We start from the raw sequence: 26,053 nt of genomic DNA on the forward strand, positions 1-26,053 counted from the left end.
GGGAGACAGTGATGCTCAAAGACGGCAGGCCTGCGTGGGTGCCCCCGGCATCGATTGATCCGGCCAGGCGGCCGGTATTGCATGCGAGGTTCGTGGCTCAAGAAGTCATCGACACACTCTTCAACGACTGATTCAACTTCTGCAGGATCGACTCAATTGCGCATCTGTCTGGTAGGACTTTCACCGAATCAAACCTTCCTGGCTCTACCGGATCACGGCTTCATCGCTGGCGAGTTCACGAAGTGCAGTGATCGCATCGTTGATGACGCCTTGCTGCGGATGGCCCAAATCGCTGAGTGCGTGGACATAGCGAATCGGCTCGGGCGCGGCCAGGGGAATGATGGCCACTCCTTCTGGCAGTTGGTCGATCCCTAGGCGCGGCAGCAAGGTGATGCCCAGACCGCGGCTGACCATGTGGAGTGCGGCAACGAAGGTATGCGCCTCATGTTTGAAGTGCACCTGAACGCCGGCCCGAGCGCAGGCATCGAAGAGGATTGTTCTGCACGGCCCCTCGCCCTTGTCGTTGTCGATCCACGAGTAGCTCTCAATCTCTGCCAACGAGGCCTCTTTGCGCGTGGCGAGCTCGTGATCCGCTGGTACGGCGACGACGTACGGATCCTCAAGGAGAAAACTGCTGTTGATCTCGGGCGGGAACGCCGGATCTTTGGTCTCGGTGATGATGATCTGGATGTCGGATCGGTCTTCGTGCCACGCACCCTCATCCAGATTGAGCTGGACTGCCATATGTGGGAATCTGTGCTCGAGGAAAAGGACCAGCTCCGGCATCCATCGGTTGCCCGCGGTGCTGAAGTATCCGATCGAAAGGCGGTCGACTCGGCTGTCCTTCAGATCCATCACGCGCTGCTGCAGGCGGCTTGACGACTCGAGGACGCCATCGACTTCTCCCATCAGGGCCGAGCCGGTCTCGGTCAGGCACAGGCCCCGGCCGTGCCTCTGGAACAGGGTGAGGCCCATGTCCTGTTCGAGCAGCTTGAGATGGTGGCTGACGGCCGAAGGTGAAAGTCCGAGGTGCTGTGCCGCTGAGCGTACCGAACCTGTGGCAGCGACCGACTTCAGGGACTGGAGCTGAATGACAGTGCTCATTGCACAACTGTACGAAGAATACGTACAGATGTGCAATGATGTGCGCTTTTCTTCGATGGTCCAGACAAGAATAATCGAGGTCATGAAGAACAACTCGGCCAGCGGAGACAGCGCCCAGGCTCAGACGGCGGCAACTCCCGCACAGATTCAGGCGGCTACTCCCGCACTGGCTCAGACGGCGACTCCAGCACAGCAGCAGACGGCGAGGTCTCCTCGGGCCATGCCGTGGATCGCGGCGCTGTTGACGATGATCTTCTGGGCCTCTTCCTTCGTGGTCATCCGAGATGCGGCTGCTCACTACACACCGGGGCCGATGTCGTTGCTGAGAATGGGCGCGGCCGCGGTCGTGCTCTCTGCGTGGATGCTCTTCCGGCGGCCGAAGTTTCCGACCACTAAGCTGACTTGGATGATCACTCTCATCTGGGGAGTTGCATGGTTCGCCGGATACACGGTGATTCTCAACGCCGCAGAGCGTTCGATAGATGCGGGAACAGCCGCCATGATCGTGAACATCGCACCGTTGATCGTCGCGATATTTGCGGGACTGTTCCTCGGCGAGGGCCTTCCTGCGAAGCTCATCATCGGAATCGCGGTGTCCCTGGCAGGCATCGTTCTGATCACGATTGCGAGCTTCTCGGGAGTCGTTACGATCGGCGGTCTTCTGCTCAGTCTGGCAGCCGCCATCCTCTACGCGGCAAGTGTTCTGCTGCAGAAGCATTTTCTGTCACGTGACGATTCGGTGACTGTCACGTGGACCGGAATCGTGGCTGGAACGATCGCGTGCCTGATCTTCACGCCTGCCTTGATCACCGAGGTGGCTCACGCGCCAATGGACATCACCATTCAGGTCATCTATCTCGGCGTCGTACCGACTGCGATCGCTTTCAACCTGTGGGGTTATGCGATTCGCTTTCTGCCCGCTGGGGTGCTGAGCTCCTCGAGCCTGCTCGTTCCCGCGATCGTCGTTGTTCTGGCATGGCTCGCCCTGGGCGAAGTCCCACCGCCGCTGGCGGCCGTCGGTGGGGTCATGTGCCTCATTGGCGCGGCATTCGCAATTGTCCCGCAGATGCTTCGCTCGTCCGCGAAGCACCTGCTGCGGACCGAGCAATCACTCGACTGATCGATTCGGCTGCTCAGCCCTCGGCTTTGCCCTGCCGCCAGTAGCCCATGAAGGCGATCTGATGACGATCGACACCGACTTCCTGAACGAGGTAGCGACGCAGTCGCTTGACGGGCCCGGCCTCGCCGGCAATCCAGGCGTAGAACGGACGAGAATCCTTTTGGGTATTGCTCGAGCTGCCTTGGGCCGCCTGAGTCAGGGCAGTCGGTACGTCCCAGAGGATCGCCTCGTCGATGTTGATGTCCTCGAGTTCGACCGGCCAAATGCTTGCTGTGCCTGTGTCCGAAACGCCACGCGATTTAACGACTGAAGTGCCGCCCGATGCGATCAACTCAGCGAGGACCTTCTTTTCGGCGAGAGCCGTGTCCTCGACACGGACAGCATCACGGACGGCTGGTTCGAGCAGTTCCCCGTGATCGGCGTCGCCGCGGGGCAGCCATTCGATCTCGAATCCCACGGGAGCGTCGAGGTCGAGAACATCCTCGGCTGTCGGGACTTCGAGGAATGCTTTGCCCTGCGCCCCGGAATCCTTGATGGACTCGAGGATCGAGGCGATGGCAGGGACTGCTGTCTCGTCGCCGGCGAGCAAGATGTTGTCTGCATCTCCGGGCGCGAATTCGATCCCTGCGGTGGGGCCTTCTGCGTGGCGGGACGGCCCGATGATGTGCAGGCGGTGGCCGAGCTGCGCGGATTGGGCCCACGCGGCGGCTGGACCCGAATGCCCCTGGCCATCGAAGTGGAGAACCATATCGACAACGAGTTCGCGAACATCTTCGCGCCACTCGCGCACAGTGTAGGTGCGCATGGCACCTCGGATCGCCGGGTCGATCTGCAACCACGCCTGATACCACGAGAGGCCGGACTCCGGATCCTGTTCATCGAGGAATCGGAGAAGATCGAACTCGGGTTCCGTCTTGCCCGCAGAAGGGATGATGAGCTTGAACCGCAGGTCGCGCGGATGGCCGCTGACCCCGAAATCATCCAGACCCGGGCCGCCGAAGGTGATGCGACGGAACACAGGGCTGAGATCCTCGATCTTGATGACAGTGGCTTCAAAAGCGGCAATGGGTGCTTGTGGCACGGATGCTCCTTCGGTCCCCGTTGCGACGGAGAGCACGGTATGGACGACTGCAGGGCGAAGCTGCCTGCAGCGTGAGTGTACGACCTTCATCAACGAGTCTACGCCATATTGGTAAGGGTAGCCTCTCCAAATAATGCTAATGTGTTCACAGCTGGACGGTGTTTGCCTCGTTCACTGGAGGTCAACGATGAGCGATCCGCACGAATTGCGCTCTGAACTTCATTCGACATCCACTTCTTCACCTGCGACGGCAACGCCTCGCTGACAGCTATGCCACACCGACAGCAACGCCACAGTCGACGAAGACTTCATCTCTGACAAACCCGGAAGGTCACCCATGCGCCGCCGCCAACTGCTCGCACTGTCTGCACTCGCCCCATTCGCCCTTGTCGCATGCGGCAACCCGGACAGCGAGGCTGCCGCGAGGTCCGGTGATTCAGGATTCTCCTACTCCCCGGAAGGCTATGACGATGTCACCATCACACTGGATCGGCCGGTCGAACGGATCGCAATGGACTTCTACTCTGCTGCGGCGCTGGCTCCCTATGGAATCAAGCCGGTGGCGGTCTACGGCTTCGGCCAGAATGAGTCACCCGGAAAATCCTTCGATCAGACGGGAGTCCAGGTCGTCGGCACCGATATGGAACTCGATCTCGAGGCACTTGCGGCGACCAACCCCGATATCGTCATCGCCTACGGCAACGAGAAGGGTGACGGCTGGACCTGGTGGGAAGACAAGCTCACGGAGCAGGTAGGCTCGCTGGCCCCATTCGTTCCGGTCAAGCTCTCCGGGGGAACCCCGGATGACATGTTCGCTCAGTACGCCGCGATTGCACAGGCGCTGGGGAAAGACACTGAAACCGGAGCGATCGCGGAGCAGCGTCAGGAGTTTGAAGACGCTCGACAGCGCATCCGGGACATCGCCGCCGACAAAGAAGAGCTGACAGTTCTCCTGGCGAACTTCAGCCGCGAGAGCATCTACACCGCCAAAGAACTCGGGGTCGCGTCGATGCTCGCCGAGGATGGGCTTCACCTCGTGGGCCCTGATTCGGGAGCAGACAGTAGCTGGGCTGAAGTCTCATGGGAGAAGATCAGCGACTATCCGTCTGATGTCATGCTCATCCACGATGCCTCGGCCGATTACGAGAACAACCCCATCTTCAAGAGCCTGCTTCCGGTCGAACATGATCAGCTCGGTACCTGGGACGACAAGCGGGCCTATACCTACGACGGCTACACGAAATGGCTCGGTGAACTCGCGGACGTGCTGGAGGGCGCGAAGGACATCCATAAGGACTGACCCCCAGATCACCAGGTTGACTCACCGGGGGCCTCGACCGGAGAGGTTAGGCTGAAATGAAGAACCATCTCCAGTCACGAAGCGGAGCGTGAAGGCATGACCCCACACACAGATTCCGATTCTGAGTTCGATGCCGATGACCCGGTCGTCCGGGCATTGGCGGCAGGTGCGCCGACGACCTGGACCCGTCATGATCTGTCCCTCGCCGAGGTGGTTCTGCGAGACATGAAGGTTGATCCTGGCCTCATGCACCGCGCAGCACAGCGTTTCGAGCGATTCGCCCCGTGGTTCGCCGAAACCTTCCCGGAAACCGCGCCTGCACGGGGAATCATCGAATCCCCGCTCGTCCCTGCCGATGCTGCGCAGGCGGATCTCAACGAGCGCTTCGGTACCGAACTGCCCGGCAGACTGTGGCTCAAACGCGACGACGCTCTTCCGATCAGCGGATCGATCAAAGCCCGTGGAGGTTTCCACGAGGTCCTCGAATACGCCGAGGCGGTCGCCGCCGGCCACGGACTGGACCCGAACGATCCCGCCACTTACAGCGCCGAGGAATTTCATGCGCTCGCCGGAACCCACCGGATCGTCGTCGGCTCCACCGGAAACCTGGGACTGTCGATCGGCATTCTCAGTGCGGCACTCGGCTTCGCCGCCTCGGTGCACATGTCTGCGGATGCCAGAGAGTGGAAGAAGGAGCTGCTGCGCAGCCACGGTGTCGACGTGGTCGAACACTCCGGTGACTTCGTGGCAGCAGTAACGGCGGGGCGAGCCTCGGCGGAAGGCGCACCGCGGACGCATTTCGTCGACGACGAGGACTCGCGCAGCCTTTTCGCCGGCTACTCCGTCGCAGCGCTGCGGCTGAAGGAGCAGTTCGAGTCCGCTGACGTGAGGGTGGATGCCGAGCATCCGCTCGTGGTCTACCTGCCATGCGGGATCGGCGGCGGCCCCGGCGGCGTGACCTATGGACTCAAACAAGTCTTCGGTGACGATGTGCACTGCATCTTCGTGGAGCCGAGCCAAGCACCCGCCATGTTCCTCGGGGTTCGTACCGGTCTGCACAGCGAGATCTGCGTCCAGGACATCGGCCTCAGCGGGGCCACGGCCGCCGACGGTTTGGCTGTGGCGCGCCCCTCGCGCTTCATCGGTCCGGTCATCAGCCCGCTGATCTCCGGATTCGCCACTGTCTCCGACGAGGCCATCAAGGCGGGCGTCGGTGTGCTCCACCAGACCGAAGGGCTCGATGTCGAGCCTTCGGCGACGGCGGGACTGACCGTTCCCTGGCGAACGATGGACCACCTCGGCGAGGGGTCGCGCTATGCCGATGCCACTCACTTGGTCTGGGTGACCGGAGGGGCCATGGTGCCCAGCGAGGAGCGCGAACACTATGTGGCTGAGGGGCTGAACCTGCTGTCGACGATCCAGCCCTGAGCAGTGCCACCCAACCGTGAGTAGAGCGAGCCAGCCCTGACCGGAGCGACCCGGCCCTGATCAGAAGTCGTACGGGTCGCCCTCGATGTTGATCACGACCTTGCCGTCGACGATCTCAGCGGTGCCGTCGACCGAGAACGTCACCGTGTCGTCAAAGGTGTCTGATTCATCGAAGAACGAGTCGTACTTTCCCGTCACAAACGCCTCGCCTGTCGTCTCTGTCGAGATCGGCCAGGCGGGTCCGCCGTTGGGCCCGGTGGATCCCTCAGGGTCGAAGTAGCCTTCGCCCGACGGATCGCCCACGATTGCCGTCGGATACGAGGAGATCGACCATTTGATGTTCGTCGCGTCGTAGCTCTCAGCGCTGTACGAGCCGAAGGGGCAACCATCGGGCTGAGCGACGGTCTTCTTGGCGCAGCTGTCGATGAGAGTCTTGACCTGCTTGTTCACCTCGGTGCGGAAGGCATCGGTGGGCTGGGCCGCGAGCAGCGCAGGCTCGTACCCTTCCATGTCGCCTTCCTCGGCGAAGAACGCTCGGGCCTCGATCTCGTCTGCAGATACCAGGTCGGTCTCTTCGGAGAGCCCGATGGTGTACATTCCCGGGAAAGCGGGAAGGGCGAGGCCGGATTCACTGGTTTCGATATCGATGCCGTTGATCTTGACCTTGCTCAAACCGGGAGTCTCGACGGAGAGGGAGAAGAGCTCGGGCGCCTGCAGCCTCCAATCGTCGAAGAACAGTGCCTTCTTGCCCGCCTTGTGCAGAGAGAAACTTGTCGTGCCCTTGCTTCCTCCGACGTCGTAGGTCGCGGTCACTGTCGCCGAGTTCCCGTTGACATCGGCATCTTCGACGGTGACGTCCTTCGGCAGGGCCTTTGCGGCACCGAGGACGTCGTTCGTCAGCAGCTGCCGCTGCTCGGTGGGCACGTCGACATCGGCCATCTTCAGCGCGCCCTCGGCATCGCCATCGGAGAGTTCGGAGAAATACTTCTCAACGGCGGCCTCGGGGCTGAACGTGTTCCCGTTGACCTGCGTGACGACGATGAGTGCCGCGACGAATGCGAGTACCGCCGAGCCGCTGATCACCCCGACCAGAGTCGCCTTCTTCTTGTTGAAGGGTTGGGCAGGTGCGGTTCCGGGAGGTGCGGGCGAGCCGGCCCCTGCATAGGCACCGTTCGGGGGAGCGGACATCGGATAGGCAGCACCTGCAGATGGATACGCGCCAGGTTCCGCTGCAGGTGGATAGGCACCAGGGTCTGCGTGCGCCGAGGGCCCTGACTGCGGGACGCTTGGGTAGGCCGAAGCAGCGGCCCCGGCCCCCGCACCCGCACCAGCAACGGCACCAGCTCCGGCGGCTGGTATGCCGGCTCCGGCACCACGGCCAGCGACGGCATCTGGATGGATGAGGGGATGGCGTGGTTCGCTCATGCCCAGCGCCTGGCCCCAGTGTGGGTGGACGGCCCGTCCAGCGAAGAATTTCGCGACGGCCGGAACAGTCAGGACAAGCCGCGGGCCGAGGGTCCTTGACAGAACCTCGATGACAACGCCCCAGAGTGCGAAGAGGAGGAACGACCAGGCCAGAGGGCCGACACCGGCGCGGGCGGTGCCGAAGTCGTTGAACATCGTTGCAGCCGCGGCTGAGCCCTCCAGATGGATGCGGAGGGGGACGGCCAACACGGAGACCAGTCCCCAGATAGCGCAGAACGCCAACGGAATCTTCCACGCAGTGGACCATTGCGCCTTGTCCTCGCCGGCGACTGTCCAATAGGGACGGCGAGTCACGGTGGCGACAAGGGTTGCGACAAGGACGGCGGCCACGACCGCCAGCAGCCCGATCCACAGTTGCCCGGGTGCCTCGCGGCTGAAGATGGTCAGTGACTCCGAGAATCCGCCGGAGTCGAAGCCCATCATGTCTCCCTGAGCCGAGGCGCTGACTCCGCCGAGGTGGACAAGCATGGTGAGGATCAGACCCACATTGATGAAGAGCGCTGGAATCGTCTGCCAGGGCAAGTCAAAGGACAGCGGAATGATGAAGACTGCGACGATCGATAGGGCAAGGGTGGCGACGATGAGGTGGGTCCACGTCACGAGAATGGGCGGGACGAGCCACCGCAGGAAGGGAGCACCGATGGCCTCGCTGCCCTTGAAGTGCCCGGCGATCCTTGCGCAGATGCTGGTGATGAGGACGGTGAGCAGCGGCAGGAAGAACGAACGGACGGTCACGGCGGAGAACTCGAGATCGACCACCCCGCCGCTTTCTGTGATGGAGAAGCGCGCCGCAAAGATCAGTTCGAGAAGAAGCAGAACGAAAGCCATCGACAAGGTCGTGATCCCGATGCGGATCCAGGTGACGCCGCGATTGGGTGACGGCGATTTGAGCTCGCTGCGCTTCGTGAACCACCACAGCACACCGATGACGATGATGGTGATGAGCAGCGGTGCTCCCGAGGCGAAGAGGCTGCCCGACGCCTGACCCATGTCTCCGGCCTGCACGTTGAAGCGGAATACAGCCGAACCGAACAGGGACATTGCCAGCAGGACGAAGGGCAGCGCGTAGCTGATTCCGTCGGTGTTGAAACCGGTCTCTTCAGCGAGAGTGGTGAAGTCGCTCATCGAGGTGAGCAGCGCCGAGATGATGATCGAGACGATGATTCCAGCCAGCAGGGCCAGCCCAGGCGGGATCAGGGCGCTGCGCCATGTGGCTCCCTGGCTCAACGCAGACAGGTACTTCGCCGCCGACGGAGACATCTGAGGCTGAGGGTATTGGGGAGGCTGAGGATAGGGAACTCCTTGCGGCTGACCGCCGAGGTGGCCGCCGGGCTGGCTGCCCATGTGCCCACCGGGTTGGCTGCCGGGGTATCCACTCGGTTGGCTTCCCGGGAACCCATTCGTCTGATTGCCCGAGTGAGAGTAGTACGAGTTCGGGTCGGGATGCTGCTGCCCGTGGGGAGCACCGTACGCAGGATATGGCGAGCCCTGGCTAGAGGCAGGGGAGTCCGGGCTCGGGTGGGGTGATCCCATCCCTGGAGAAGGGGATGGAGATGGGGAATGCGCCTGCGGTTCTGAGTCATAGAGGTGGGACTGCTGCTGGTTGGTCTGGTTCCAGCCAGGAGCGAATCGCGCTGTGGAGTCCGGGTCGTCGTTGTCCGAGTCAAACCCGGCGGCAGTGCTGTCCGACTCTTCTGCGGCTCCGTTGTCTTTGGCGTCGTGAGAGGAGTCGCTCATGAGTGGTCCTTCATCCGTGTGGGTCTGCTTCGATGCAGGCGAGGGGTGTGTATTTGGATATAAGCCAATATGCGACCGCATATTCATTTTGTAGTGGCAATCCTATAATAGGCTTGTTAAACCATGGAAGTTGTCCTCAAGGACTCATTTCGCAAAGAAGGATCGAGAGCCGCTGATGAGTGAGAATCCACCTCCACCCGGGAGTGGTCGCGACCCTGCGTGGAACGGCAACGGTCAGCAAGGACGCGGGGCGAACCCTCCGCAGCAGCCCAACACAGGGTGGAATCAGCAGTCGGAATCGGGCTGGAACCAACAGGCCAATACTGGCTGGAGTCAGCCGGAAGAGCGTGCCAGCAATGGTTTGGGCGAAGGGCCTCCTGCGGCTCCCACCACACCCCCGTACCCCAGGCCGAAGCGCCCGCAGAGCGAATCCGCTTCGGCGCAGGCCTCACCGGGTCAGTATCAACAGCATCCACAGCACCAACAGCATCCACAGCACCAGCCGGCGCCGGCACAGAACTCCAATGCCCAATATGCGCAAGGGCCTTATCCCGCCGCACCGGCTGGGAAGTCCCGCAGCCGGAGAGGGCTTATCGCGATGGGCGTGGTTCTCATCGTCGTTGTCGCTCTCGGAATCGGATGGGGCGCAGCTACTCTGTTCGGCAATGACTCCGACGGTGACACGGTCGCCGCACCCGCCTCATCGGAGGCGACGAGCCCGGGAAGCGAGGCCTCATCAAGCCAAGGCCCCTCAGAGAGTCCCGATCCCTCGGAATCACCGGCCCTGTCGGATGACCCTGCGAAGGCACTTGAGCAGCTGATCGAAAGCGACAGACCCAGCGTCAAGGCCGACCTCAACGGGAAATGGGTGCCGCAGCTGAGTTCGAAGAAGCTGGGTCTTGAGGCCGAAGGAAAGACCTGGAAGGAAAAGGACATCCTCGCCGAACACCAAGAGTTGCGGGAGGAGTTCCCTCGCGTGCAACTGGTGTGGTCTGGTGATTTCGCCAGCTTCAAAGAAGATGACTTCTGGGTCACGGTCGTGGGTATCGGATACGACGATCCAGAGGAGGCGCTGTCCTGGTGCTCATCGCACGGTCTTGGCGCCGACTACTGCTATGCCAAGCAGCTCAACACCTCAGGTGGGATCGATGGCACAACCCGTCTCCAAGACTGACCGTGATACTGCCTGGCATTGACTGACCGTGACACTGACTAACCGTGACACTGACTAACCGTGACACTGACTAACCGTGACACTGCCTGAACTCGACACTGCCTGAACTCGACACTGCCCGGTCGAGGCTGGGCCCGGCAGTCAGACTCCGACCAGCAGTCGGGCCCGTCTGCGCAGTCAGGCCCGTCGGCGGTTGCGCACCAGATAAACGACGATACCGATGGCCAGCCACACCGCACCGAAGATCAGGGCCAGCGGATTCGCGCTGACGAGGACGATGGCGAGCAGGACGGCGCCGATGATCGGAATCGCCCCATGCGTGAACCAGCTCGGGGTCTCGGAACCCTGGCGTTTGACGAGGAAGTATCCGACCACCGAGGCCTGCACGAAGATGAACGCGCTCAGAGCGCCGACGTTGACGATGGATGTCAGCTGGTCGAGACCGTCAGCACGGGTCGTGGCCCATCCGGCGACGATGACGTTGCCGACGGCTGCGACGAGGATTCCCTTCCACGGGACACCGGTCCGCGGGGACACCTGACCAAGGAACTTCGGCACCTGACCGTTGCGGCCCATGTCCATCAGGATGCGTGAACCGGCGGCCTGTCCGATCATGGCGGAGAACGCCGCACCGACGGCCTTGGCCAGGGCCAGCAGCCAGTGCACCCAGGTCCCGAGGGTGGCATCGACGGCATCGTAATACGCTGCGCCCTCCAGCTCAGGATTTGCCTGCAGCTCGGCAGGAGACAACGGCGAGAGCAGACTGCCCACCCAGGTCTGCGCCACGAAGAAGACGCCTGCCAGAACAAGGCAGACCAAGGTGGCGCGACCGACGATCTTCGGCCCGCCCTTGGCCTCCTCGGCGAATGTCGCCAGAGAATCGAAGCCGAGATAGGACAGAACAGCCACGGACACCGCGGCCAGAACCGCGGTGATCGAGAACGCGCCGACGCCCGTCAGCGGGGACAGCCAATTTCGGCTGGGCCCGTTGGCCGCCAGATAGATGACGCCGAGAACGAGGACCAACCCGAGCACGAGCACTTCGATGACCACCACCAGCGTGATCACCCGCGAGGCGATCTTCACGCCGGCAAGGTTGAGACCGGTGGTGAGAATGACGGCGATGCCGGTGAACAGCCAGACGGAAATGCTCGGAAAGATCGAATTCAGAGCGATGCCCGTGAACAGATACGCCACGGACGGAATGAACAGGTAGTCGAGGAGGATCATCCATCCAGCGGTGAATCCCGCACGCGGACCGATCCCCGCCGAGGCGTAGGCGAAGACCGTGCCTGCCCGCGGAATCTCCCGTGACATCCGCATATAGCTGACCGCAGTGAACGACATGACGATCGTGGCCACGATATAGACGAGCGCAACGGCACCGCCCGAGTTCGCGTCGAGCGTGCCGAAGACGCCGACCGCGGCCGCCGGTCCGATGAACACCAGGCCGATGAAGACGAGTTCGGTCAATCCGATGCTGCGGCGAAGTTCGCCCGATTTCCCTGCGGCCCCAGAGGACCCTGAAGCCCCAGAGGATCCTGTGGCGCCTGTGGACCCGTCGGATCCTTCGGCAGACGTGCTCACGCTTTGCCTGCCAGTTCCGTGGCCACGGCCAGGTCCTCCCACGACATGCCTGAGCCCTTGAAGATGACGGTCTGGTCCGCCTCGGCGCTGATCTCGCCGTTGCTGAAGCGCTTCATCGTCACGAGCGAATCCGCGTCCAGTGCCCCGTCGGAGATCGCGAGGACGACGTCCCCGCCCTCCCGCAGCACTGTGCTGAGGTCTTCAACTATCACCATCGCCGAGGTGAAGAGTTCAGGTGGCAGCTCACGCGAATGGGGATCGTGGGATCCGCACGCCATGATCACAGCACCGGGCTTGACGAGATCTGCTGAGAACAGGGGTTCGCTCGCGGTGGTGGCGGTGACGATGATGTCGGCGGCGCGCAGTGCTGAGTCCACCTCGGCGGTCTGCGCTTGCAGCACCCTGCCGCGGTCACGGACATCGGACGTGACCTGTTCGGGGGAGCGGACGACGAAGACGACATCTGCGAGCTCGACATCGAGGACATCAGCGATCGTGTCGGCATGCCCCACACCCTGCGGGCCGGCGCCGAAGACCACGACATTGACCGGCTGAGTGAACCTGGTCAGGGCAGGTTCGATCGCAGCGACGGAGACCGCCGGGGTGCGCAGGGTCGTCAGCGCTGCACCATCGATGACGGTCCGCAGCTCGAGGGTTGCGCTGTCGTACATGAGGTACTGGGCCATGATTCGGGGGAGGCCGCGTTCGGGATTGCCGACGGAGACGCCGGCGAGTTTGACCCCGACCCAGTCGCCGATCTCCGAGGGCATGAAGATCATGTTCCCGGCGGAGATGTCGGTGATCGTGCGCGGGATGTCATCGGCGGGGTCGAAATCGCTCGTCAACGCTGCACGCAGGGCGGCGACCGCCTCGGCGGGGGAGAGTGCGGCGAAGACAGCTTCGGCATCGAGGTTCTTCACTTCGTCCATCGGTGTGCACATCCTTCGTGATTAGCCCTGGGGCTGGCTTCTTGCAATCGACCTTATGCCACCCCCGGTCGGCGTGTGAATGCTCTTCAGGATGCGAAAGTCCGGGTGAGCGCGTCACCATCTCGTCACATGAGCACGGCTGTCCAGCGTCGAGGCGCGGCTACGATGGACAGCGACAATGGTCAACGGTCGAAGACTGGTGGTCAGCCGGTTGAGGGCGAAGGGCGAATGCGACGATGGCTCAGCAGAATTTCGGAATGCCGCAGCAGCCGGTGCCGCGGCACCCGGTGGCACAGCACCCGATGTCGCCGAACGCTGCCCCGCAGTACCTCATGCCGCGGCTGCCCTCGGTGGTTCCGGGGATTCTGCTCATTGTGGCGGGAGCCCTCGGAGTGCTGCTGGCGATCGGAATCATCATGATTCCCGGAGTGCTGTTCCTGCTCGGTGGTGGCGGCAACGTCGATGCCTTCAATGACTTCGCCTCCGGTTTCGTCATTACCGCAGTCATCGTGGGCGTGATGTCACTGGCGGCTCTCGTCACCGGAATCGTCCTCGCGGTCCGCACCGCGAAGAAGCGTCGTCGCATCAGGCACGCGGCCATGGGCTGGCCCACGTACCGGTGAGGCCCTGCCGTCACACCCCGCGCTGAGCCACCGAGGCGGCGACCTCGTGGAGGATCTCGAGCGCGGCCGCGATGATCGGCTGGCCGGCAGACCCGCTTCGCAACCCGGTGAGGATCTTCCGGGACGGAACCGGATCGCCGCGCAAGGGTACGCGGGCCACATCGTAGCCCTCAGGCAGCCTGGCCAGCCGGGGGATGAGCGCGACTCCCAGCCCGGCGGAGACGAGCGCGGCACCCGTCTCCCACTCCCGTGACTGGTGTGCGTTCTCGGGGAAAAAGCCGGCCGCGGCGCAGGCGGTGCGCACGAGACGATAGTAGGGCGAACCGGGACGGTCGAGGATCCAGCTCTCCTCCGCGGCTTCGCTGAGGAGCACCGCGGACCGGGTCGCCAGGCGGTGATCGCTGCGGACGAGGAGGTCGAGCCGGTCGCTGACCAGCGCATTCTGCTCGAATCGGATGTCGCTGCGCGGCGGCAGTGGGTCTGTGGCCACGACGACGGCGATATCGGCCTGCTCTGTGACGAGGAGTTCGAAGCACTCCTCTGGTTCGGCCTCGATGATGGTGACCTGCGAATCGGGGAACAGCTCGTTCACCCTCTCCGCAGTCGGTGGCAGCAGTGCCGCCGCGGCAGTCGAGAAGCCGCACAGGCGCAGTCGCCTCTGCCGCAGGGGAGAGCCGGAATCGGCTTCGGCGAGCTCTCCGCTGATCTCCTCCCAGCGAGTGAAGAGCTCCTGTGTCCGTTCGAGTAGGAGCTGGCCCGCTCGGGTGAGGACGAGGCCTCGTCCTCGCTGTTCCAGGATGGTCAGCCCGAGATCCTTCGACAGAGATCGCAGCTGGTGGGACACCGCAGACGGAGTGTAGCCGAGACGGTGCGCGGCCTCGGTGAGGGTCCCGACCTCGGCGAGGATGCGAAGCACCTGAAGACGATGATCGATCATGCAATATTATTGCACGATCGAGTCGAAAAAGATTCGCTTTTCTTCGTAGGTTTTCCGACGGACACTGGCACTAGGCAACAGCAATCGCAGCGAGGCGGTGATACCGATGACTTTGGCACCCGAAACCCAGAACCGGACGACCTCTGTCGACCCCCGGACCAACCACGTCGGCACCGGCGCAGGTGCTGGTGGCACCGGGACCTTCGACCCGGACCGGCTCATCGACGAGCGTCGGTCAGGGTACTGTCTTGACGCCCCGTTCTACCTCTCCGATGAGTTCTATCGCAGGGACATCGACGCGGTATTCGCCGCGACATGGATCTTCGCAGCGGCAGCTGCCGAGGTGCCCGAGCCCGGCGATTTCGTCACCATCGACATCGGCGACTATTCGGTCATCATCATCCGCGATGACGACGAGGAGATCCGCGCCCACCACAACGTCTGCCGCCACCGAGGCGCTCGCCTCCTGTCCGAGACCAACGGGTCCGTGGGCAATATCGTCTGCAGCTACCACCAGTGGACCTATTCACCCGAGGGTGACCTCATGTCCGCTGGCGTCCAGGCTCCCGGCTTCGACCGGACCTGCTTCTCCCTGCGCTCGGTCAGCGTCCGTGTCGTCGCCGGCCTGGTCTTCATCTGCCTGGCGCAGAATCCTCCGGAGGACTTCGCCGAGGTGGCCGATCGGATCTCGCCCTACATCGAACCGCACGCCCTGGGTAAGACCAAGGTCGCCGCCCAGGTGGATCTCATCGAGCACGCCAATTGGAAGCTCGTCATGGAGAACAACCGCGAGTGCTATCACTGCGAGGCCGGGCACCCGGAGCTGACCTGCACCTTCTTCCCAACCTATGGCTACGCCCCGGACGAGATTCCCAAGCGGCTCAAGCCCGCCTATCAGCGCTACCTCGATGCCGAGGAGCGACTGAAGACCAACAGCGAACGCAATAACCTGCCCACGCAGCTCATCGCAGAGCTCAGCGGCCGAGCCACCGGCTTCCGGATCGAACGGGCGGCTCTCGACGGAAAGGGGGAGTCGTACACGATGGACGGCGGGGCCGCCTCGGCGAAACTCCTCGGTGAACTCGATACCCCTGAGCTGGGGCGACTGTCGATGCACACTCAGCCCAACGCCTGGTTCCACTTCATGGGCGACCACGCGGTCACCTTCTCCCTCATCCCCCTGGGGCCCGACACTACGCGGGTGCGCTCGACCTGGCTGGTCCATGAGGATGCGGTCGAAGGCGTCGACTATGACGTTGAGAACCTCACGACTGTGTGGGTGAAGACGAACGAGCAGGATGCGGCGCTGTGCGCGAAGGCCCACCGCGGGATTTCGTCGCCAGCCTATGTTCCGGGGCCCTATGCGCCTACGGAGAGCGACCTCGAAGAGTTCTGTACGTGGTACATCGAACGGCTGCAGGCTCACAGGGCGCAGACCGACGTGCGGCAGGCTGACCAGGGAGGACAGAGCTGATGACGATCTACCAGGAGACACTGAACGCCGACTTTGACGCGGCAGCTCCCGGCTATGCTGCGACGGCCCCCGGCACTGACGCGGCAACCCCCGATGCCGACGCAGAACTGACCGGGATGGTCGAATGCGTGTCCATCACCGAGGTCACGCACAACGTCAGAAGCTTCGAGCTCTTCGCCCCTTGGATGACTCGGATCGACTTCGAACCCGGACAGTACGTGACGGTGCGCATCCCCGAACTCGAGTGTGAGCGCTGCTATTCGATCGCCTCGGCGCCGTTCGGGACGAACACATTCACTCTCACCGTCAAACGCGTGGACGGCGGCGCGGTCTCGACCTACCTGCACGATGTGCTCCGGGTCGGCGACCGGGTCCACGTCGACGGTCCGTACGGTCTGTTCAGCACCAGTTTCCATCCGGCCGCGAAGCACCTGTTCGTCTCCGGCGGCTCGGGCCTCTCCCCGATCATGTCGATGGTGAGGTCCCTGTTGTCGCGGTCCGCCGGTGCCCAGACCGACATCGTGCTCATCCACAACGCGGCCACTCCGGCCGACATCATCTTCCGGCTCGAACTCGAGCAGCTGGCCGAGGTCCCCGGCGTGAGCGTGGTGACGATGTGCTCGAGAGACTCCGCCGCTGAGGTGTGGGCCGGTCGCCGTGGTCGCATCACTTGCGAGACCCTCGCCGAGGTGGTTCCCGAGTTGGCAGATCGTGAGACCTTTGTCTGCGGTCCTGCCGATTACATGGCCGCAGTTCGAGTGATGCTCGACGAGCTCGGCGTGCTGGGGAGCCGGGTGCACGAGGAGTCCTTCGTCTTCGCAACCTCACCAGCCGAGCGGTTGGCCAAACGGGCTCAGTTCGCAGAAGCCGAGGCGTCGACCGGAACAGCCCCGGGACGGGCAGCGGAGGCTGTCGGTCCACCGCCGGGGTGCGGCTCGTCTCCGCTGAGGAGATTCGGCATCGACTTCACGAGCAGCGGCAAGCACGTCGAATGCGATCCTGAGACCACGGTTTTAGACGCAGCAGTCGAGGCCGGTATGGTCTTCCCGTCTTCATGCGAAGAGGGAATGTGTGGAACCTGCAAGTCAGTCCTGGTCAGCGGCGAGGTCGAGATGAACCACGCAGGAGGCATCCGCCCCAAGGAGATCGCGGCCGGGAAGTTTCTGCCCTGCTGTTCGACGCCTTTGAGTGACCTCGTTGTGGAGCGGTGACTGAACTCAGCCGACGGCGATGCTGACGACGATCTTCTGCACTCGGGGGATGAGCTCGTCGAGGTCCTGCCCCTCAATGCGGATCCACTGCTCCAGCTGAGCGGCCGAGAGCACGGACATGACCGCCTCGGCGTGCAGTCGTGCTCAAGGGCGCGACGGTGATCGGCACGACCTCGTCAGGGGAGAAGGCCGAGATCGCCCGGGCGAACGGAGCGAGCCATGTCTTCGGCTACGAGGACTTCGCCGATAAGACCCTGGAGGTCACCGACGGCATCGGCGCCACCGTCATCTATGACGGCGTCGGCAAGACCACCTTCGACGGTGATCTCAAGGCCGTGCGCACCCGGGGCACGATCGTCGTCGTCGGCAACGCCAGCGGTCCGGTCGACGTCAACACGCTCAACACCTCGGGCTCGCTCTTCCTCACCCGCCCCACCGTTGCCGACCACGTCCGCACCGCAGATGAGATCCGCGGTCGTACAGATGAGGTCTTCGCGTGGATCCGCAGCGGAGACCTCAGGGTGAGCATCGGCGCCCGCTATTCCCTCGCCGAGGTGGCCGATGCCTTCACGGCACTCGAATCCCGGGCGACGACTGGAAAGATCATCCTCGAGCACTGATCACTGCTGCTTGAGTTTGGTCTCCCGCAGCCCGTACGTACCCAGCACATAGGGCTTGAAGTCGACGACCTCGCTGCTGATTCCGTACAGCGCCTTCTGCTGGATCTTCGCGTAGAGCTCGTTCTGCTTGTCCGGCCGGGGGAGATGAAGGAGCTTGCCGGATCCCCGTAGCCGGCAGAGACGACATCGACGACGGATTTCCGGTCGACCGCATAGGACGTCGCCCGGCGCACCTTCGGGTCGTCGAGACCTTCGACGGTGGTGTTGAGGTTGAAGTAGAGGATCTTCGTCGCTTCGAAGGCGGTGGCCGAGACATCCTGCGAGCGGTCCATGGTGCTCATGCTCAAGGGGACAGGCTCCTCATCGATGTGAGCCTGACCGCCCTGGAGCTGGAGTCTGCGGGTGTTGTCCTCGGAGACCACATTGAATGTCACCGAGTGCAGACTCGGCACACTCTCTTCCCAGTAGTCGTCGTCGCTTGCGTCCCGCGCGTAGTTGAGTGAGAAGAGGACGTCATCGGCCGTGAGCTCCGTGCAGCTGTGGAACTTCACGTTCTCACCCAGATCGCACGTCCACGAGAGCTAGTCCTTCGACTTCTTCCAGTCCGTCGCGAGACCTGGAACAACTCCGGTCCCATCGGATTTGTTCAGCGCAGAACGAAGCCCGGAACCAGCTCATCGCGGGGATCGACGACGAACGTGCAGGTGGAGACCTTGTGCGCGCTCGCCTCGATGATCGGGATGACGCCGTCCTTCACCTCGGCGAGGACAGCGGCTCGGAATCGAGTGCCGATGATCGACTCGTGGAGAAGAGTCTGGCCGGCTGCCAATTCTCCGCTGGCGTGGAGAAGGCCGATTCGCGCTGCCGTCCCGGACCCGCACGGGGATCGGTCGACCTGGCCGTCGGCGAAGACGGTCACGTTCCGGTGGTGGAGCTCACCACCTGGCCCTAGGCCGAGGCGATTGACGATGATGGTGCCGTAGATCCCGCTCAGTCTGCTGTCGCTGCGATGCTGTGACAGCGGATGATCGGCCAACGCCGTCTTCACCCGGCGTCCGAGGCTGATGAGTTCGTTGAGATTCTCCGGCACGACCGTGAGGCCGATTCGGTCCGCGTCGAGGCAGGCATAGATCGCGCCACCCCAAGCGAGATCGACGTTGACCGATTGTCGACCGGAGCTGGACTCTTCTCCTCCCATCGCGCTCTTCGGCGGCCCGTCATCGCAGCTGATATCGATTTCGATGTCGGAGGCGATGACTCCACAGGCGACGTTGATGAAATCGACCGAGGTGACTTCGCCGTCGGGGCCGGTATGGACGGTGGCGGTGACACGGCCCGAGGGGACGTCGATGACGACATCGGTGACTCCCGATTCAGAAGCGGTCACCAATCCGGATTCGACTGCCCATGTTCCCAAAGCGATCGTCCCGTGGCCGCAGGCAGTGGAGAATCCGTCCTTGTGCCAGAACAGGACTCCGAAGTCGGCACCGTCGTCATCGGGGGCAGTGACGAATCCGCCGTACATATCGGCATGCCCACGCGGCTCGAAGACCAGCAGTCGGCGCAGTCCGTCGACCGCCTCGCTGCCGATCGCGTTCATCCGCTTCTCTGCCACGGTGGAACCCGGGATATCCACAGGGGGATCGGCGACGATCCGGAAAGGCTCCCCTCCGGTGTGATAGTCGATCGTGGTGATCGTGGCCTGTCCGCTCATCTGCCTAGAGCCCCATTCCCACTCGCAGTCCTTCGAGGACCGCGGCGTGGACGTTGCGTGAGGCGACCGCATCACCGATCCGGTACAGCGCGAAGGGAGCGCTCGCCTCGGCGGCGGGGCCCGGGGAGGCCGATCCGGGGGTGACTGCTCTGCTGTCGCGATCCGGCTGGGTGCGACCGTGGACCCAGGCGTCGAGTTCGATCTCACCGTGATTGCTCGAGTGCGGTTTGAGATCGAAGTAGACATCGTCGTTGGGCGTGGTTCCGAAATCGACGACTACGGCATCGGTCTCTATCTCGGTCTCGATGCCCGAGTAATCATTGCGCAGTCGTGCGGTGACCAACTTGCCCGCGATCTTCGGCTTCGCCGCGAGCCTCTCGCCGAGGTGGACGGTGACCCCGAATTCGGAGAACACCTGGAGGTAGGCGGGGGAGTTCATCGATCCGACATCGACGCCGATGGTGCGTTCGGGGCTGACATAGGTAACCTCCTGACCGTTGCGGGCCAGGTGCTCGACGGCGTCGAGGGCAGGGTAGAAGCCATGGTCGTCGAAGACGAGGACCCGGGACTTGTTGCGCAGGCTGTCATCCATGACGTCCCAGACGTCGAACGAGGGCCCCTCCTCACGGAAGGGGTAGCCGGCGTCGGGGACACCGCCGGTGGCGACGATGACGACATCGGGTGACAGTGCATGGATGTCGTCCGCCTCGGCGAAGGTGTCCACGCGGATGTCGACGCCGTGCTTCCTGCACTGCTGCTCCCTCCAATCGATGATGCCGATGAGGTCACGGCGACGCTGGGAGCGTGCAGCGATCTTCACCTGACCGCCCACCGCAGAGTCGGCCTCGAGCAGGGTCACCCGGTGCCCACGCACTGCAGCCACGCGTGCGGCTTCGAGGCCGGCGGGACCGGCGCCGACGATGACGACGTGCTTGGGGCCGGACTCGACGTCGCGGGTGATCTCCTGTGGCAGATCGGCCTCGCGTCCGCTCGCTGGGTTGTGGATGCAGGTTGCAGCCCCGGAGGTGTAGATGCTGTCGAGGCACATGTTCGCCCCCACGCACGGGCGGATGTCATCCTCCCGCTTCTCCTCGATCTTCTTCACCAGATAGGGGTCAGCAAGCTGCGCCCGGGTCATGCCCACGAGGTCGACGCAGCCATCTTCGATCGCAAACCGGGCCGTGGGCGCATCGGCGATGCGAGCGGCGTGGAGAACGGGGATGTCGATCGCTTCGCGGATGCGACGGCAGGTTTCGAGCCAGGGTGCCGAGGGGGTGCCCATGCCGGGGATCGCCTCGGCGAGCTCCTTGTCTGAGCTGATGCTTCCGACGTTGAGGTTGAGGAAATCGACGCCGTGGGCCGCGTACTCCCGCAGCACATCGGTGGCCACATCTTCGGTGATGCCGTCCTCGAGCTGTTCGAGGACTGACATGCGGACGCCGAGGGCGAGGCCCTCCGAGGCGCCGCGCATCGCGTCGATGATTTGGAGCGGGAAGCGCATCCGGGCCGCGAGGTCACCGTTGTACTCATCGGTGCGCTCGTTGAAGCGGGAGGCGAAGAAGTAGTCGATGAGGTGGCCGGTGTGGAGGAACTCCAGACCGTCGAATCCTGCTGCTTTGACTCGAGCCGTGGCCGCCGCGAAGTCCTCGACCACCCGCTCGATGTCGAATTCCTCCATGCCCTTCGTGAAGGAGCGGTGAGTAGGTTCGCGGTGACGGCTCGAGGAGATGAGAGGCAGCCAATCGGCGGTGAAGTTCGAGTTGCGCGGGCCGAGGTGGGTCAGCTGGATCATCACTGCGGTCCCCTCGGCATGGCAGTCCTCGGCGATGGCGGACAGCCAGGGAATCACCTCGTCGGTGGAGAGGTCGACATTGCCGAAGGCGGCGGGGGAGTCCTTGGACACAATGGCCGAGCCGGCTGTCATCGTCAGTCCCACCCCACCGCGGGCCTTCTCCCGGTGGTAGAGACGGTAGCGGTCCTTGGGCATGCCGAGTTCGGTGTAGGCCGGCTCATGCGCTGTGGAGACGATGCGGTTCTTGAGCTGCACCGGGCCCAAGGTGAAGGGCTGGAGCAGAGGATCGTGGGACATGGTTCCTCCTTCTTCGCAGGAACGACAGTGGTCACTTCGCAGGAACCACAGCGGGGTTTCGACGACGCCAAGTGGGTGGTAGTCGATAACCGATTACTTCACTCAATCGTGAGTCGTTGTGGTTATGCTGTCAATAGCCATCGAAGGAGAGTTTTGATCAGAAGCGAGTCCTCCACCTCTGCTGCGAAGCGACAGGCACCGACGCCGAGGCCTGCACCGGCGCCTGCCCCGGTGCGACCGGAGTCGGCTCCGTCGCTGCGGGAGCATGCGCTTGTCGTCATCCGCCATGCGATCACAACCGGTGATCTCGCCGAGGACACGATCTACTCGGCGGCGGGGCTGGCCAAGCAGTTGGGGATCTCGTTGAGCCCGGTCAGGGAGGCCATGATGTCTCTCGTGACAGAGGGAACCGTCGAGGCCGTGCCGAATCGCGGCTTCCGTCTGGTTCCGGTGACGCGGGAAGACCTGGAGGAGATCATCCGGATCAGAGCGCTGCTTGCCGATCCGGCAGTGGAAGCTCTGTGCTCCCGTGCTGTGGAGGATCCGACATCATGCGAGGCCGCACTCGGTGATCTGCGCCGGAATGCCGAGGACGCTCTGGCCGCTGCCGCCCGGGACGACACGATCGGATTCATGACTGCCGATCGCCTGTTCCACGAACACCTTCTCGAATACGGGCTCGGCAGGAGAGCTGCAGAGATCAGCCTGCGCCTGCGCGACCAGTCGCGAGTCTTCGCGGCGCACTCGATCGCCTCGGTCGTCGACAGCGAGTCGGCTCGGCAGATCGTCGACCTCGTCGGACTCATCGAGGCAGGCCGCTCTGAGGAGGCACGTGCCCTCGTCGTCGACAACCTCTTCTATTTCAAACGCGCCATAGATCGCTAGCTAGACCTGAGCCACGACCGGGATCGGCATGGTGTCCATATCGAGGTCGGGGTTGTCATCCTGGGTGCGGGCAAGTTCGACGGCTTCCTCGTGCGTGTTGACCGTCGGGAACGACCCCGGCAGCGGCCGGTGTGCAGATTCCTTCATGAGCAGCACGGCAACGAGAGCAACGACGGAGAAGAACATGATGTAGAACGCGGGCATGTACGAGTTGCCGGTGGCGTCGATGAGCGCCTGGCTGACCAGCGGTGTGGTGCCGCCGAACAGAGAGACTCCGAGGTTGAACGTCAGGCCCATTGCACCGTAGCGCGAGGCCGTCGGGAACAGGGCAGGAAGCGTCGACGCCAGGCAGGCGATGTAGAAGCCCGCCGGAACCGCAACTATGAACAAGGCAATCGTGATCGCCCACATCTCACCGATCTGCATGATGGCGAACGCCGGAACGATGAGCACGATCGTGGCAGCTGCCGCGACAATGAAGACGAACTTGCGTCCCAGTCGGTCCGAGAGCCTGCCGATGAGCGGAAGGCACAGGGACATGATCACGAGCACCGGAATAGTGGCCGTGGCTGCTTGGACGTTCGAGACCTTGACAGTCTCCTCGAGATAGGTCGGCATGAAGCTCGTGAGAGCGTAGCCAACCGTCTGCGAGCCGGCGACGATGGCGATGCCGATGAGGATCTCTTTCCAGAAGTGACGGACGACGCCGATCAGACCGTGGCGAGCGTACTTATCGTCCTTGACCTTCACATCGAGACCTTCGGCAACCGAGGCTTCGAAGCTGGGGGTCTCTGGAATCTTCAGTCGGAACCAGATGGCGACGGCGCCAAGGGGGATTGCGATGAGGAACGGGATCCTCCAACCGCCGTCGACCATGGCTGTCTCACCTGCGACGCTGGTTGAGACGATGGTGGTGATGGCGACGGTGCCCGCACCCGCTGCGAAGCCGAGGTAGGAGCCGACATCGAGCCAGGAGGCCCAGAAACCACGGGACTTGTCAGGAGCGAATTCGGAGACGTAGGTGGTGGCACCGGCGTATTCGCCGCCGGTGGAGAAGCCCTGGATCATCTTGAGCAGGTAGAGAGGGATGATGACCCACAGGCCGATCTGAGCTGCGGTAGGCAGCACGCCGATGAGTGCGGTGGCGGTGGCCATCGTGGCCATGGTGAAGAAGAGGACCTTCTGGCGCCCGATCTTGTCGCCCAACGGTCCCAGGATCATGCCGCCGAGGGGGCGGACGAGGAAGGAGACTGCGAAACCGAACAGGGTGACGAGGAGCCCCATCTGCCTGTCCATGCCCTCAGTGAAGACGGTCGTCATGGTGACGGCGAGGTAGCCGTAGACACCGAAGTCGAACCACTCCATGAAGTTGCCGACTGTGGTTCCGCCTATTGCGGTGCGAATGGACTTCTGCTCGATGACGATGCAGTGGTCGGCCTCCAAGCGCTTCTTCTTGAGAGCCTTCCGCTCCCGGCGAGACGGCTTTGCCCCATCCGGTACGGGGGTTGCTTGGCCTTCTGACATCAGTGGTTCCTCGTTTCAGATGCATTTCGATCTTCTACCGCCCGTCGAACCTGAGGGTTCCAGGGCGTTCGGTTTTCGACAATGCTGAACATCTTTACTCGATTAAACACCCATGTCAACAAATTTGGTGATCCAGATCACGATGAATTGTCGTTCGGATAAGTATTCAGTGGGACTGCTGCAAGCGACCGGGGTATTTACCTCAGGTGAACCTGTGGTTATTAGGAGCAGTCGCGGCGGAGGGGTTTTGGGCGTGCGAATGGGAGATTCGCGTCAGCTGACGCGTCAGTTCGAGGTGCACCTCGGTCTCGGATCAGGGGGTGGGGTTTTCGGAGCCTGGTGAGCTCGGCTCCTCAGGCGACTCATCAGTTGGCTCATCAGATGGCTCGTCTGACGGCTCTTCGGACGGCTCGTCGCTTGGCTCCTCAGTCGGCTCATCCGACGGAGGTGGGTCCGAAGGTGTTTCGGGGTCGTCGGATGGTGGTGGTGTCGGCTCCGAAGGCGATTCAGGGTCTGGTTTGTCAGAATCCGACGGACTTGGTTCGTCAGGTTCTTCTGCTGACGGGCGATCACTGCTGTCGCCCTTGTCGCCGGGATTGTCCTCGGTCGATGGACTGTCGTCGGACCGGCTGTCATCGTGCCCTGGGGTCTGGGATGACTTCTCATCCTCGTCCCTGTCGGGGTCGGATGTCTTCGAATTCTCGGATCCCGCCTCTTGGTCGTGCTTATCCGAGTTCGTGTCATCTGGAGACTGGGAGTTGGTGTTCTTGTCGTCCTTCTTCGGGGAAGAGTCTTTCTTCGAGGAGGAGTCTGCAGGTGAGACTGCAGTGCCTGCGTTGCCGGATTGAAACCCCGTCTGCTCTACTTGCTGCGGCACTACGGCCATACCGACGAGTGTTCCCAGGAGGCCTATGCACGCGGCGACCACCGGGATCAGAACGGGTTTCGGCATGCTGAAGCCAGCTGGTGCAGGCGTTTGGGCCGAGGTCTGAGCGGCTGCGGATGGCGCACCGAACACGGTGAGAGAGGTGGACTCATCGGCTGCTTCGGGTTCCAGTGTCGCACCTGCACCTGCACCTGCACCTGCGCTCGCACCTGCACCTGCGGCGAGGCCAAGGCTCGGCGGGGCAGCCGCGGCTGCGTCCGCGCCTTGATCGTCTGCGCTCTCGGCTTCGGCATCTGAGCCCTCGGCCACGGTTGGGGCCGGCGTCGGCTCTGTGGCTGGTCCGTCTGCAGCTGCAGCTGTCTCGGCTCCAGGGCTTTCGGCAGCAGACGTTTCGAGGACAGCGGTTTCGGTGACGTCAGTCCCGGTGCCAGCGGTTTCGGCGACAGCGGGAGCTGGTTCTGGATTTGCCTGTGCCAGGGTGGCCGAGAGGCGTTCGATGACGATCGGCGAGGTCAGAAGCGCAGGAATGAGCGCGGTACGGTGATCGGCGGTTGCCTTGCTGTCCGTGGGGCGGACCTGCTGCCATTCGTCCTGCAGGCCTTGACGGGCGCGACCAGCCAGCCTGTCGACTGTCGATGCTTTGATATTCAGCTGCTCGGCAACGGCCTCGGGTGAGAGCCGTTCGACTTCGCGCAACCACAGGATCCGCTGCCAGTTGTCGGGCAGGTTAGACAGCGCCTGTGAGACAAGCGCAGCTTCTGGAGCTTCTGCGTCCGAACCGCTCGCTGACGTCGTCAGATTCGCGAGCTGTGCGTCGATCTCGGCGTCCACCATTGGGCGGAGACCCTCGGCTGTGTCGGAGGACCTGTTGAGCAGGGACCTGAGCACACTGAGGAAGGCATCATCTGTGACCTGTCTGGCCTTCGCGTCGGGCAGAGAAGTTGATGCTCTTGCTACGGCGTCATCGCGGTAGCGGCGGTAGATCTCGGAATAGGCACCGGCAGTTCCGGCCTCGATGAGCGAGAGGAGCTCGCTCTCTGTGAAATCGGCGAGTTCTTCCCCTGGCTGATGTGCGTGCACGTCCATCTGGTCCTGAATCATTCGGTAGCGGCATGCAGTCTGCAGCTCGTCATTGCAGACTGTGT

Annotated in this window: 20 protein-coding genes; 9 read left to right on the forward strand and 11 right to left on the reverse strand. The window is 63.1% G+C overall.

Annotation, left to right across the window (positions count from 1 at the left end; genetic code table 11):
- Window positions 1-204: 204 nt before the first annotated feature.
- Window positions 205-1,104: a LysR family transcriptional regulator gene (locus JFC13_RS18605; RefSeq protein ID WP_198398525.1), complete on the reverse strand. Its 900-nt coding sequence runs from the start codon at window positions 1,102-1,104 to the stop codon at window positions 205-207.
- 82 nt (window positions 1,105-1,186) lie between these two features.
- Here JFC13_RS18605 and JFC13_RS18610 point away from each other — a divergent pair, with 82 nt between their 5' ends.
- Window positions 1,187-2,224 carry a DMT family transporter gene (locus JFC13_RS18610; RefSeq protein ID WP_232488796.1) on the forward strand — a complete coding sequence of 346 codons (1,038 nt, stop codon included), beginning with the start codon at window positions 1,187-1,189 and terminating at the stop codon, window positions 2,222-2,224.
- Between the two features lie 13 nt (window positions 2,225-2,237).
- On the opposite strand, the gene JFC13_RS18615 is transcribed toward JFC13_RS18610, so the two are convergent.
- On the reverse strand, window positions 2,238-3,305 hold the full coding sequence (locus JFC13_RS18615; protein WP_332839465.1) for a siderophore-interacting protein: 1,068 nt from the start codon (window positions 3,303-3,305) through the stop codon (window positions 2,238-2,240).
- A 337-nt stretch (window positions 3,306-3,642) separates the two neighbouring features.
- Between JFC13_RS18615 and JFC13_RS18620 the strand changes: the two genes are divergently transcribed.
- Window positions 3,643-4,605: an ABC transporter substrate-binding protein gene (locus JFC13_RS18620; protein WP_198398527.1), complete on the forward strand. Its 963-nt coding sequence runs from the start codon at window positions 3,643-3,645 to the stop codon at window positions 4,603-4,605.
- Window positions 4,606-4,701: 96 nt separating this feature from the next.
- Window positions 4,702-6,033, forward strand: a complete 1,332-nt coding sequence (locus JFC13_RS18625) for a D-serine ammonia-lyase (RefSeq protein WP_198398528.1) — start codon at window positions 4,702-4,704, stop codon at window positions 6,031-6,033.
- A 60-nt stretch (window positions 6,034-6,093) separates the two neighbouring features.
- On the opposite strand, the gene JFC13_RS18630 is transcribed toward JFC13_RS18625, so the two are convergent.
- Window positions 6,094-9,255, reverse strand: a complete 3,162-nt coding sequence (locus tag JFC13_RS18630; protein WP_232488797.1) for a hypothetical protein — start codon at window positions 9,253-9,255, stop codon at window positions 6,094-6,096.
- 175 nt (window positions 9,256-9,430) lie between these two features.
- Here JFC13_RS18630 and JFC13_RS19565 point away from each other — a divergent pair, with 175 nt between their 5' ends.
- On the forward strand, window positions 9,431-10,429 hold the full coding sequence (locus JFC13_RS19565) for a hypothetical protein (RefSeq protein ID WP_232488798.1): 999 nt from the start codon (window positions 9,431-9,433) through the stop codon (window positions 10,427-10,429).
- Between the two features lie 177 nt (window positions 10,430-10,606).
- Here JFC13_RS19565 and JFC13_RS18640 read toward each other — a convergent pair whose 3' ends face one another.
- Together JFC13_RS18640 and JFC13_RS18645 are read right to left on the reverse strand one after the other, a co-directional pair.
- A complete protein-coding gene (locus JFC13_RS18640; RefSeq protein WP_332839466.1) occupies window positions 10,607-12,016 on the reverse strand; it encodes an APC family permease in 1,410 nt (469 codons plus the stop codon).
- A complete protein-coding gene (locus JFC13_RS18645; protein ID WP_096178187.1) occupies window positions 12,013-12,945 on the reverse strand; it encodes an ornithine cyclodeaminase family protein in 933 nt (310 codons plus the stop codon). The genes JFC13_RS18640 and JFC13_RS18645 overlap by 4 nt, the downstream gene beginning before the upstream one ends.
- A 236-nt stretch (window positions 12,946-13,181) precedes the next feature.
- On the opposite strand from JFC13_RS18645, the gene JFC13_RS18650 reads away from it, so the two are divergent.
- Window positions 13,182-13,568 (forward strand): hypothetical protein, encoded by a 387-nt coding sequence (locus tag JFC13_RS18650; protein ID WP_096178190.1) that lies wholly within the window; start codon window positions 13,182-13,184, stop codon window positions 13,566-13,568.
- Window positions 13,569-13,578: 10 nt separating this feature from the next.
- Here JFC13_RS18650 and JFC13_RS18655 read toward each other — a convergent pair whose 3' ends face one another.
- Complete coding sequence (locus tag JFC13_RS18655; protein ID WP_096178192.1) at window positions 13,579-14,505, reverse strand: LysR family transcriptional regulator; 927 nt, start codon at window positions 14,503-14,505, stop codon at window positions 13,579-13,581.
- Between the two features lie 106 nt (window positions 14,506-14,611).
- Between JFC13_RS18655 and JFC13_RS18660 the strand changes: the two genes are divergently transcribed.
- From JFC13_RS18660 to JFC13_RS18670, 3 genes are all read left to right on the forward strand, one after another.
- On the forward strand, window positions 14,612-15,979 hold the full coding sequence (locus JFC13_RS18660; protein ID WP_198398529.1) for an aromatic ring-hydroxylating oxygenase subunit alpha: 1,368 nt from the start codon (window positions 14,612-14,614) through the stop codon (window positions 15,977-15,979).
- Window positions 15,979-17,190 carry a hybrid-cluster NAD(P)-dependent oxidoreductase gene (locus JFC13_RS18665; RefSeq protein WP_198398530.1) on the forward strand — a complete coding sequence of 404 codons (1,212 nt, stop codon included), beginning with the start codon at window positions 15,979-15,981 and terminating at the stop codon, window positions 17,188-17,190. Before JFC13_RS18660 ends, JFC13_RS18665 begins: the two co-directional genes overlap by 1 nt.
- A gap of 140 nt (window positions 17,191-17,330) precedes the next feature.
- A complete protein-coding gene (locus tag JFC13_RS18670; RefSeq protein ID WP_332839467.1) occupies window positions 17,331-17,810 on the forward strand; it encodes a zinc-binding dehydrogenase in 480 nt (159 codons plus the stop codon).
- Here JFC13_RS18670 and JFC13_RS18675 read toward each other — a convergent pair.
- From JFC13_RS18675 to JFC13_RS18685, 3 genes are all read right to left on the reverse strand, one after another.
- Window positions 17,729-18,361, reverse strand: a complete 633-nt coding sequence (locus JFC13_RS18675) for an ABC transporter substrate-binding protein (protein WP_198398532.1) — start codon at window positions 18,359-18,361, stop codon at window positions 17,729-17,731. The genes JFC13_RS18670 and JFC13_RS18675 overlap by 82 nt on opposite strands.
- Before the next feature lie 95 nt (window positions 18,362-18,456).
- Window positions 18,457-19,524, reverse strand: a complete 1,068-nt coding sequence (locus JFC13_RS18680; protein ID WP_198398533.1) for a proline racemase family protein — start codon at window positions 19,522-19,524, stop codon at window positions 18,457-18,459.
- Window positions 19,525-19,528: 4 nt separating this feature from the next.
- Window positions 19,529-21,613: an oxidoreductase gene (locus JFC13_RS18685; RefSeq protein ID WP_198398534.1), complete on the reverse strand. Its 2,085-nt coding sequence runs from the start codon at window positions 21,611-21,613 to the stop codon at window positions 19,529-19,531.
- Window positions 21,614-21,766: 153 nt separating this feature from the next.
- On the opposite strand from JFC13_RS18685, the gene JFC13_RS18690 reads away from it, so the two are divergent.
- Complete coding sequence (locus tag JFC13_RS18690) at window positions 21,767-22,498, forward strand: GntR family transcriptional regulator (protein ID WP_198398535.1); 732 nt, start codon at window positions 21,767-21,769, stop codon at window positions 22,496-22,498.
- On the opposite strand, the gene JFC13_RS18695 is transcribed toward JFC13_RS18690, so the two are convergent.
- Window positions 22,499-24,022, reverse strand: a complete 1,524-nt coding sequence (locus JFC13_RS18695) for an MFS transporter (RefSeq protein WP_198398536.1) — start codon at window positions 24,020-24,022, stop codon at window positions 22,499-22,501.
- Between the two features lie 313 nt (window positions 24,023-24,335).
- A complete protein-coding gene (locus tag JFC13_RS18700; protein WP_198398537.1) occupies window positions 24,336-25,994 on the reverse strand; it encodes an RNA polymerase sigma factor in 1,659 nt (552 codons plus the stop codon).
- Between the last annotated feature and the right edge of the window lie 59 nt (window positions 25,995-26,053).

The organism is Brevibacterium antiquum, from assembly GCF_016107655.1.
Taxonomy (GTDB): domain Bacteria; phylum Actinomycetota; class Actinomycetes; order Actinomycetales; family Brevibacteriaceae; genus Brevibacterium; species Brevibacterium antiquum.

Excerpts from the sequence above, each read along its gene's own strand:
- JFC13_RS18605 (WP_198398525.1), bottom strand. The coding sequence starts at position 1,104 with ATGAGCACTGTCATTCAGCTCCAGTCCCTGAAGTCGGTCGCTGCCACA.
- JFC13_RS18610 (WP_232488796.1), top strand. The coding sequence starts at position 1,187 with ATGAAGAACAACTCGGCCAGCGGAGACAGCGCCCAGGCTCAGACGGCG.
- JFC13_RS18620 (WP_198398527.1), top strand. The coding sequence starts at position 3,643 with ATGCGCCGCCGCCAACTGCTCGCACTGTCTGCACTCGCCCCATTCGCC.
- JFC13_RS18625 (WP_198398528.1), top strand. The coding sequence starts at position 4,702 with ATGACCCCACACACAGATTCCGATTCTGAGTTCGATGCCGATGACCCG.
- JFC13_RS18630 (WP_232488797.1), bottom strand. The coding sequence starts at position 9,255 with ATGAGCGACTCCTCTCACGACGCCAAAGACAACGGAGCCGCAGAAGAG.
- JFC13_RS19565 (WP_232488798.1), top strand. The coding sequence starts at position 9,431 with ATGAGTGAGAATCCACCTCCACCCGGGAGTGGTCGCGACCCTGCGTGG.
- JFC13_RS18645 (WP_096178187.1), bottom strand. The coding sequence starts at position 12,945 with ATGGACGAAGTGAAGAACCTCGATGCCGAAGCTGTCTTCGCCGCACTC.
- JFC13_RS18650 (WP_096178190.1), top strand. The coding sequence starts at position 13,182 with ATGGCTCAGCAGAATTTCGGAATGCCGCAGCAGCCGGTGCCGCGGCAC.
- JFC13_RS18655 (WP_096178192.1), bottom strand. The coding sequence starts at position 14,505 with ATGATCGATCATCGTCTTCAGGTGCTTCGCATCCTCGCCGAGGTCGGG.
- JFC13_RS18660 (WP_198398529.1), top strand. The coding sequence starts at position 14,612 with ATGACTTTGGCACCCGAAACCCAGAACCGGACGACCTCTGTCGACCCC.
- JFC13_RS18665 (WP_198398530.1), top strand. The coding sequence starts at position 15,979 with ATGACGATCTACCAGGAGACACTGAACGCCGACTTTGACGCGGCAGCT.
- JFC13_RS18680 (WP_198398533.1), bottom strand. The coding sequence starts at position 19,524 with ATGAGCGGACAGGCCACGATCACCACGATCGACTATCACACCGGAGGG.
- JFC13_RS18685 (WP_198398534.1), bottom strand. The coding sequence starts at position 21,613 with ATGTCCCACGATCCTCTGCTCCAGCCCTTCACCTTGGGCCCGGTGCAG.
- JFC13_RS18695 (WP_198398536.1), bottom strand. The coding sequence starts at position 24,022 with ATGTCAGAAGGCCAAGCAACCCCCGTACCGGATGGGGCAAAGCCGTCT.
- JFC13_RS18700 (WP_198398537.1), bottom strand. The coding sequence starts at position 25,994 with ATGGACGTGCACGCACATCAGCCAGGGGAAGAACTCGCCGATTTCACA.